The sequence below is a fragment of the Kitasatospora sp. NPDC059327 genome (assembly GCF_042752535.1).
In the GTDB taxonomy this organism is placed as follows: Bacteria; Actinomycetota; Actinomycetes; order Streptomycetales; family Streptomycetaceae; genus Kitasatospora.
The window spans coordinates 1-8,419 of sequence record NZ_JBHYYB010000189.1 but is presented as its reverse complement, the minus strand read 5'-3'; the positions used below and the strand labels follow the sequence as shown (position 1 = coordinate 8,419).

Below are 8,419 nucleotides of genomic sequence, written 5' to 3'. Positions count from 1 at the left end.
AAGCACGTCAGCGTGTCCAGCAACTCCATGAGGCAATCGAAGCTCATCACACCGAACTCGAAGACCCGCAGGCCTGCCTCGATGAACTCGCCATCGTTGTGCAGGAGTTGCGAAGCTCGGAGCGCAACCCCACGACGTTGAGGGCCTTCATGAACTCCGTCCTCCAGCGATGTGGTGGCGTCCCTGGCCTTGTTGCCATTGCCTCGCTGGCCCAGCAGAGCGTTGCTGCCCTGATATAACGAGGCCGCCTCAGCGGACTGGGGAGTGTCAGCAGTGTCGGTCCCCTGCGGGGCAGTGCCGTCCGGGCAGGGCGCTTCGGCGACGCGGACGAGTTCGGCGGCCCGCTGTTCGACGACGGGGAGGAGGCCAGCCGAGGCGCCGGCGGTGACGTGCTGCTCGCCGGGCAGGTACTCCCAGTTCCAGGTCACGTGCCCACCGCCGCGACGGCGGCGCTGTCTGGCAGGTCCCCTGGGTGGGGCCGGCGGCCGTAGCTTCGCCGGATCGGCACATGCCCGGCACCGGGGCACAGCAACGACGTCCTCCACCCCGGCACCCCCCCCGGACGACTCCGGCCATCCCGTACGCCAACGATCAGTCAGTCCGCAGGACCCGGGAGACGTAGATGCGCGGCGGGTCCGTGTGCTCGTTCACCGCGTACTCCACCAGTCCCAGATCCCAGAGCAGCAGCGCGGAGTGCATGCCGGGCCGACCGGGTACCGGCAGACTCAGATCGGGAAAGGGGTCCTCGCGGACATCGACGAGGAACGCAACCAGGGCGGAGAACACGCTGGCCGACGTGTTGGGGTCTTCGAGAACTTCCTGGACGGCCGGAGAGAGGGTGAGCGGTCGTCCTCGTCGTCGCCGGGACCCTCGGGGTGGTGGTTCACCGGGCCTGGAGGCGACGCAGGACCGCGGAGGCGGAGGTACCGGGAGCAAAGCCGGCTTGGACGGCGGCGTGGATACGGTCGCCCTCCTGGTCGCGGTACAGCTCCGCGCGCAGCCACCACCGCTTCAGAACGCCGCCGATCGTCTCGACATCGGCCTCCCCCATCTCACGGTAGAACTCCATCCGCTGCGCCCGCGGCGACGCCGTCCTGGGTACGGGCGATGGGCCGGGGGTCGCCGTGGTGGCCGTGCAGGGGCGCTGCGCTCACCGTTCCTCCGGAAGCTCTCCTACGGGCGGGGTCCGGTACCAGTGTCCTCCCCCCACCGGCCCGGCCGACACCCAGGCTCGAGGTTGACGCTGCTTGTCGGCTGACGCTGGCCTCCGGCGGGCTGACTGCCCGTGCCGCTGTCACCGCCCAGGCCGGACACCCATGTCGGCCTGCTGGCCCGATGCTGTCGGAGCTCACTGCGCCAGTCATGAAAGTCCGGCTGCCGCCGGACCCGGGCCCCAAGGGCCCTTTCCATGCCTACTCACTCTCCGACGCCGCTGTCAGTACCCTGCCGCTCAAACTCCCGCAGGCAGGGCCCGGTGGCGGTAGCTGGGGGGACTGGGCTCTGCTCGAGGTGGTGATGGTGGTCATGAAGGCCCGCACTTCTGACGGTTGATCATCATTTCGTTAGTTGATCGCAATGGCGGCCGGCGTCCGAGGGTCGGTGGCGGATGGGAGGTTGGTGCGCGCCGAACTTGGATTCGGCTTTTGCACACTCTTGACTCCACATTGAAAGAGACTTGATGTCACGACGGTTCCAGGCCTCGCCCGCGTTCGCGGGTGGGGCCTTCTCGACGCGCAAGCTGCGCCGGATATCCGGCCTTCTGACGCTGGGGCTGCTGGTCCAGACGGGGGTGGCGCTGGACGCGCTCGCCCCGGTGCCTGCCTCGGCGGTTCCCGCCCCTGCTCCGGCTCCCGCTCCGAAGGGCGACGAGGCACCCGACGAGGCGTCGGCGCTGTTGTCGGCGCGGTTGCAGGGCCACCGGGTCGAGGTGACCGGGGCCCGTACCGAGACGGCGACGCTGTGGGCGAACCCCGACGGCACGCTCACCGCGGACAGGTCGACCGGGCCGATTCGGATGAGGATCGGTGAAGCGTGGGTCCCGGTGGACACCACGCTGGTGCGGACGGCGGACGGCAAGGTCGCACCGAAGGCCCACCCCGAGGGCCTCGTCTTCGAGGGCGGGGACGCCGGGGTGACGGTGGGGGACAGCCTTCCAGGTACGACCGCGTCAAATCCCGCCGCCTCGCCCTCGCCGAGCCCGTCGGCCCCGGCCACGGCAGCTCCCGGCCCGGCGTCCCCGACCGCCGCCGCTCCCTCGACCGCGCCGGCTTCCCCGGCCGGTACGGCGAGGCCCGTTGCGCCCGCCTCGCCGTCGCCCGGGCTGTCGGCTTCCCCGTCCCTGGCTCCGTCCCCGTCCCCGTCCCGGTCCCCGTCCCTGGCTCCCTCTCCGATGACGAGCGTGAGCGCGGAGCGAGCTTCCCGGGGGGCCGTACGGGCTGCGGCCCCGGCGGCCGATCCGGCGCCGGCGCGGCCGGTCGAGCGTGAGTTGGTGGCGGTCGGTTCGGGGGATCAGCAGTTGAGGTTCGGCTGGCTGGGCAGGCTGCCGAAGCCGAAGTTGGAGGGCAGTAGGGCCACCTACGTCGACGCCCGCCCGGGCGTCGATCTGGTCCTGCAGGCCACGCGCACCGGTTTCGAGCAGTTCCTGGTGGTCAAGGATCGTTCGGCCGTGTCCCAGGCGGGCACGCTGACGCTCCCGCTGGACACCACCGGCCTGACGGTGGTGCCGCAGACGGACGGTTCGATCCAGCTGCTGGACGCTTCGGGCAAGCCGGCGGTGAAGATCCCGGCGCCCGTGATGTGGGACGCCGCGGTCGACCAGGCGTCGCTGGAGCACCTGCACCGGGCACCGGTGAAGATGGAGGTGCGCGGCCGGGGCTCGGACACCGAGCTGGTGTTCACCCCGGACGCGGCCTTCCTGGCGGACACCAAGACGCGGTACCCGGTCACCATCGACCCGGTGATCGACATCCTGAGCACCTACGACACGTACGTGCAGAGCGATGAGAACGTCGACGCCTCGTCGTCGGGTGACCTGAAGCTGGGCAGCTACAACGGCTCGGTCGTGGCGCGCTCGTTCCTGACGGTCCCGGGGGGTGAGTTCAACGGGAAGCAGATCCTCGGAGCCACGCTGAACCTGTACAACTACCACTCGTCGTCCTGCATCGCGAAGCAGTGGGAGGTGTGGAACGCGGGCGGCGCGGCCTGGTGGACCCGCTGGAACGACCAGCCGGTGTGGGGCCAGAAGTGGACGACGTCGAACGACACCTTCGACGAGGACCCGGACGACCAGCACCACTGCACGGCCGGTGACGGCTCCGTGTGGGCGAAGGCCGACGTCACCGACATGATCCGGTACTTCGCGTCGCACAACGTCGCGGACTACGGCATCGGCCTGAAGGCGGCGGACGAGTCCAGCCCCCTGTCCTGGAAGCGGTTCAGCTCGGCCGAGGGCGGCGCTCCGCCGTTCCTCTCGATCACCTACAACTCCGTGCCGGCGACCCCGGCCGCGGTCCAGGTGCAGCCGTCCCAGCCGGGCAGCCCGGCCTACACCCCGGACGCGAACCCGCGGTTCCAGGTGCAGGCCGCCGACGTGGACGGCGACCCGCTGAAGGTCTACCTCGACCTGTGGCGCGAGAGCACCTACCTGGGCACCGTCGTCCGGGACACCCCGAACGGAGCGATCGCCACCGTCCGCCCGTCCGACTACGGCATCACCAGGCTCGACGAGGGTGTGCAGTACGCGATCTGGGCCATGCTCGACGACGGCAAGTCCCGTTCCGCCTGGGTCGGCACCAACGTCATCGCCGACACCACGAAGCCCGCTGCGCCGACCGTCACCTCCGCCGACTACCCGGCGGACGGACTGTGGCACGGCGCGGCCGGCCAGCCCGGGGCGTTCACCATCACCCCGGCCGCCGGCACCGGTGATCTCGCCGCCTACGTCTACACCCTGGACGGCGCCGCACCCGTCACCCTGCCCACCACCGCCTCACTCACCACGACCATCACACCCACCACCGAGGGCCGGCGGGTGCTGAGTGTGCAGTCCAAGGACCGGGCGGGCAACCTCTCCCCGCCCGTCACCCACACCTTCCAGGTCGGTCGGGCGGGCATGAGCTCGCCGGTGAACGGCACGCAGGCCGCCAAACGCGTCAAACTGTCGGTCGACGCGCAGTCGCAGTTCAAGCGGGTGGTCTACCAGTACCGCCGCGGTCCGGGCGCGACCGAGTACAACGTGCCCCGTACCAACCTTGCCAAGGCCGACAATACGGCCGTGACCGAGGACAAGCCGCGTCTGGCCGACCTCGGTACCCACGCCAACTGGAACGTCCTCGACACCCTCGGCAACGTCGGCGGCGTGGTGCAGGTGCGGGCCGTGCTGTTCCCCGAGGACGGCTCGGGCAGCGGCTACACCACGGTGTGGAACACCCTGACGGTGGACCGCAACGCCGACGGCGCGGCCGGCACCGGTATCGGTCCGGGCTCGGTGAACCTGCTCACCGGCGACTACTCCACCGACGTCACCGACGCCAACGAGTTCGGCATGTCGGTGACCCGCACCGCGTCCTCGCGCGACCTCGGGCGCGGCTGGCAGCCGCAGGGCGAACGCCTGACCCTGGGCCAGCGCCAGATCGGCACCGACACCACCGGCTTCACCCCCGGCCCCGCCACGCTCACCCGCTCGACCGTCCGCGGCCACGACAGCTCCACCGACGCCCTGCTAATCAAGCCCACCGGCAACCCGGACTCCTACACGGAGATCGGCCCCGGCTACAGCCTCTCCCACGGCATGAAGCCGGGCCGCACCTACCGCCTGACCGGCTGGATCTACGTCCCCGCCGCCACCGGCCTCAACCCCGACCGCCCCGACATCGGCCTGCGCCTTCTGGGCGTGCACCGCACCCCGGCCGGCTACGGCAACGTGCCGTCCCCCAAGGCGTCGTTCACGGACGGCTGGCAGCAGCTGACCGTCGACATGGTCGTCCCCAAGGACGCCACCGAGGCCTGGTTCCGCATCGTCAACGGCTTCGCCGCACCGGACAAGGAGGTCTTCCTCGACGACCTGTCCCTGAAGGAGATCGTCGCACCCTTCGGCCCGCAGTGGGCCGGCGGCCCCGACGCCGGCACCGGGTCGGACTACCGCTCCCTGTCGTTCCCGCAGTCCGACCTCGTCGAGATCAAGGGCAACGACGACACCGCACTCACCTTCGCCAAGGGCACCGACGGCACCCTCTTCCCCGAGCCCGGCGCGGAGTCGCTCTCGCTCAAGGCCGTGCCGGCCACCGCCGGAGCGATCGTGCTCGGCGCCACCGGGCAGTGCCTGGAGGTCCCCAACGGCGTGGCCGGCAACGGCACAAACCTGCAGGCGGCGCCGTGCACCGGCGGCGCCAACCAGCAGTGGACCCGCGACGACCAGCAGCGCCTGCAGATCCTGGGCAAGTGCCTGGACAACCCCTGGGGCGTGACCGCGGACAACACCCGGATGACGCTGTGGGACTGCAACGCCGGTACCAACCAGAGGTGGGAGGTCCTGGCCGACGGCCAGATCGTCAACCAGCAGTCGTCCAAGTGCCTGGACGCCTACCAGGGCGGCACCATCTGGACCTGCTGGCGCGGCCCGAACCAGGTCTGGGACGTGCAGACCGCCGGCACCACCTACGAGCTGTCCGACCTGGACGGCTCGAAGACCGTGTTCGCCCGTCAGGCCGGCTCCTCCATCTACCAGGTCGTCAGCGAGAGTGGCCCGGAGGCCGCCTCGACCACCCGCTACCAGTACGACACCACCGACGGCCGCTCCCTCGTCAAGCGCGTCATCCCGACCGTCGAGCCGGGCGTCGACGACCTCAACCACTGCACCGTGAACCCGCTGCCGCGCGGCTGCGAGGTCATGGAGTACGAGTACGCCAAGGCCACCACCGCCACCGCCACCACCCCCGGGGACTACCTCGACCGGGTGCGGGGCGTGAAGGTGTGGTCGTGGAACCCGGCGACCTCCCAGCAGGAGGCCGTCGAGGTCACGCACTACGCGTACGACGACAAGGGCCGCATCGCCCAGGTCTGGGACCCGCGCCTGGCCCAGCCCCTGAAGACCACCTACACCTACGACACCGACGGCCGCGTCACCCGGATCGCCGCCGCCGGCGAGCTGGCGTGGAACCTCGACTACGGCAAGGCCGCCACCGACCAGGACCCCGGCCGCCTGCTGCGGGTCCGCCGCGCGACGCTCGCACCCGGCACCAAGGACCAGGTCAACGGCGAGATCGCGACCAAGGTCGTCTACGAGGTCCCGCTGACCCGCGGCGCGGGCGGCCCGTACGACATGGCCGGCGCCGACGGCCGGAACGTCGCAGGGACGCCTACCGTGAAGCTCCCGCCGGGCCAGTGACGGACGAAGAGGACGACGACACCGGCGCGGGAGGACCGCTCCTCCACTCGCTGCCGACGATGTCGGGGCACCGTCGCTGAAGGAGGAGCTGGAGCGGGCCGAGGCGTGGACCGACGCTGCGCTGACGCGCCGCTTCGAGACGAACGGTGAGGTCGAGGGCCAGGTTGGCGGCGTCGTGGTGCGCGGGCGATGGGTGGCGGCGGATCGACTGGGCCCCGCAACCCACGAGGTCCTACTGGGTGTTCTCGCCCACCGCCTGCCCGAGCAGGCTGTCCGGCGCACTCGCAGCGCGCGGCGCGAGCAGGCCCTGGACACCCGCCTGAACGGACGGCTGTTGACCGTGGTCCGACGCATTGGCGAGGGGCGGTGCCTGGCGAGTGGAGCAGCCACAGATGACTCTCGAGGAGTGGCGAAGCAGTTGGTTCGATAGGATTGCGCATACTTGCGCAGAAGTAGCCATCATGGCTGGCTGGGGTGTGGCCCAATGGGCCACACCCCAGTGCCGTATATTTGCCCCTTGCAGTGCGGAATGATGCCGGAGGTGTCACACGGCAGACGAGGAACTGGTGCGCGAAGCGATCGAGCGACTTGAAGACAAATCATCTGCGCGAAGAAGGGGTGCGGCGAAAAAGCTTCGGAAGATCGCTGACCCGACAGTCGGGCCCCAAATCTTCAGGGCGCTTGAGCGTGAGATCAAGGATGTTCGGACGTGGGAAACGCAGTATCAAATGGTCATGGCGATCGGCGAGTGTCGGTATGCCCCGGCTAGGGATCTCCTGCGCGATATGGCTAAGCGCCCGATCGTTGCGACAACATTGTATCTAGCCTTGGGGGATTCGATTGTCCGGATAGGCGAAGTGGAAGGAGAGGTGGGGGAATCAATTGCATGGTGTTTTGCGAGGGTCGGTCTTGGCAAAACCTCCGTCTTGAGGCATCATGGCCACATGTTCTCTTGGATTCGCAATCGACGCTACGAAAGGCGGCTGGCTCGAGAAGCTTCATGGGTAGAGGAGCGGACAGTCTTGGCAGTGGAATCCGACTGCCTGACTGTGGTCTTCGAGCCGATGGGAGCTCTTTATGAGATCGAGCCGGGAGAGACCCTGACCATAGTTTTCAAGGGGCCGCCGACCCACCCGGGCGAAATAAGACATCGGCCGGACTACACTTCGGTCTCTCCGGGCCTCGTGGGCTACATGATGGCATTTGACTCAAAGGGAAATGAGATCGACATTTATACCGGGGCGCCCTACTGAACTCAATGCCCGCGTCGTGAGGTTCACATGGTCGGCAGGGCAGGGTGACGCGCAGCCGGAACATCGGCGTCGGCCCGCAAGCATGGGGCGACAAGCCGCAGCGCAAGGTTCGTGCGACGGGAAAGAGATTTTAAAGCCCGGTTCTGGCGGATTCCCGTCGATTGTACGGTTCGCTCCGTGCCCCGGATTTCGCCTTTGCCACTCGCGCTTACCGGCAGCAGCCGTACAAGGCCCTCGTCGACAACCTATCGGGTTTCGCGGAGGTCAGGGACAACACCCATCTCGACCACCGCCCGGCACGCCCTGCCCAAGGGCAGCGCCCTACGGATCGAACACGTTCACGGCGGGATCGAGCCCCTGCTGTGGGTGGCCGATGTCGTGGCGGGCGCCTGTCGCTTCGAGCAGCTGGGCCGGGGAGAGTATCGGGCCACGCTGGGTGACGATGTCCTGGACTTCCAGGTCGTCACCGGCTGCTGACAGGTCCCGGGAAAGCGCCGAGCCAGGCTCCCGGTCTGCCCCAGGTCACCTGGCTCCACTTCCGAAGGCCCGCGGCCAACGGCTACTTCCCGATTCTATCCAATTCTCGGCCCGAAAATCGACCGGGCGTGACCAGCAGGAACAACAGCCCGGTGTCAGAAGGTCTTCCGCGTCCGCTCCTGCGGGTGTGGCCGTCGCCTGTGGCGGCCGACGCCCCCGGTCAGCGCCGGTGGCGGCCCGGCCTCGCCGGCCCGTCGGCCCGCCCCGCGCCCCGCGGGGGGGGGGGGGGGGAGACGGGCGGCGG

Annotated in this window: 4 protein-coding genes and 1 pseudogene; 2 read left to right on the top strand and 3 right to left on the bottom strand. The window is 69.3% G+C overall.

What is annotated here, in order from left to right; genetic code table 11:
- The 3 genes and pseudogenes from ACFXHB_RS43735 to ACFXHB_RS43725 form a co-directional block, all read right to left on the bottom strand.
- Positions 1 to 428, bottom strand: a pseudogene (locus ACFXHB_RS43735) (hypothetical protein); the annotation flags it as partial.
- A 163-nt stretch (positions 429 to 591) separates the two neighbouring features.
- On the bottom strand, positions 592 to 786 hold the full coding sequence (locus ACFXHB_RS43730) for a hypothetical protein (RefSeq protein WP_380582652.1): 195 nt from the start codon (positions 784 to 786) through the stop codon (positions 592 to 594).
- A gap of 97 nt (positions 787 to 883) precedes the next feature.
- The gene (locus tag ACFXHB_RS43725) at positions 884 to 1,069 is read right to left on the bottom strand and encodes a hypothetical protein (protein WP_380582651.1); all 186 of its coding nucleotides are present in this window, start codon (positions 1,067 to 1,069) and stop codon (positions 884 to 886) included.
- 609 nt (positions 1,070 to 1,678) lie between these two features.
- On the opposite strand from ACFXHB_RS43725, the gene ACFXHB_RS43720 reads away from it, so the two are divergent.
- Both ACFXHB_RS43720 and ACFXHB_RS43715 read left to right on the top strand, forming a co-directional pair.
- Positions 1,679 to 6,385 (top strand): ricin-type beta-trefoil lectin domain protein, encoded by a 4,707-nt coding sequence (locus ACFXHB_RS43720; RefSeq protein ID WP_380582649.1) that lies wholly within the window; start codon positions 1,679 to 1,681, stop codon positions 6,383 to 6,385.
- Between the two features lie 566 nt (positions 6,386 to 6,951).
- Positions 6,952 to 7,638, top strand: coding sequence for a hypothetical protein (locus ACFXHB_RS43715; protein WP_380582647.1), 687 nt, complete (start codon positions 6,952 to 6,954; stop codon positions 7,636 to 7,638).
- Positions 7,639 to 8,419 lie beyond the last annotated feature (781 nt).

Bases quoted from the DNA above. Each gene is read 5' to 3' on its own strand.
- ACFXHB_RS43720 (WP_380582649.1), top strand. From the start codon at position 1,679: ATGTCACGACGGTTCCAGGCCTCGCCCGCGTTCGCGGGTGGGGCCTTC.
- ACFXHB_RS43725 (WP_380582651.1), bottom strand. From the start codon at position 1,069: ATGGAGTTCTACCGTGAGATGGGGGAGGCCGATGTCGAGACGATCGGC.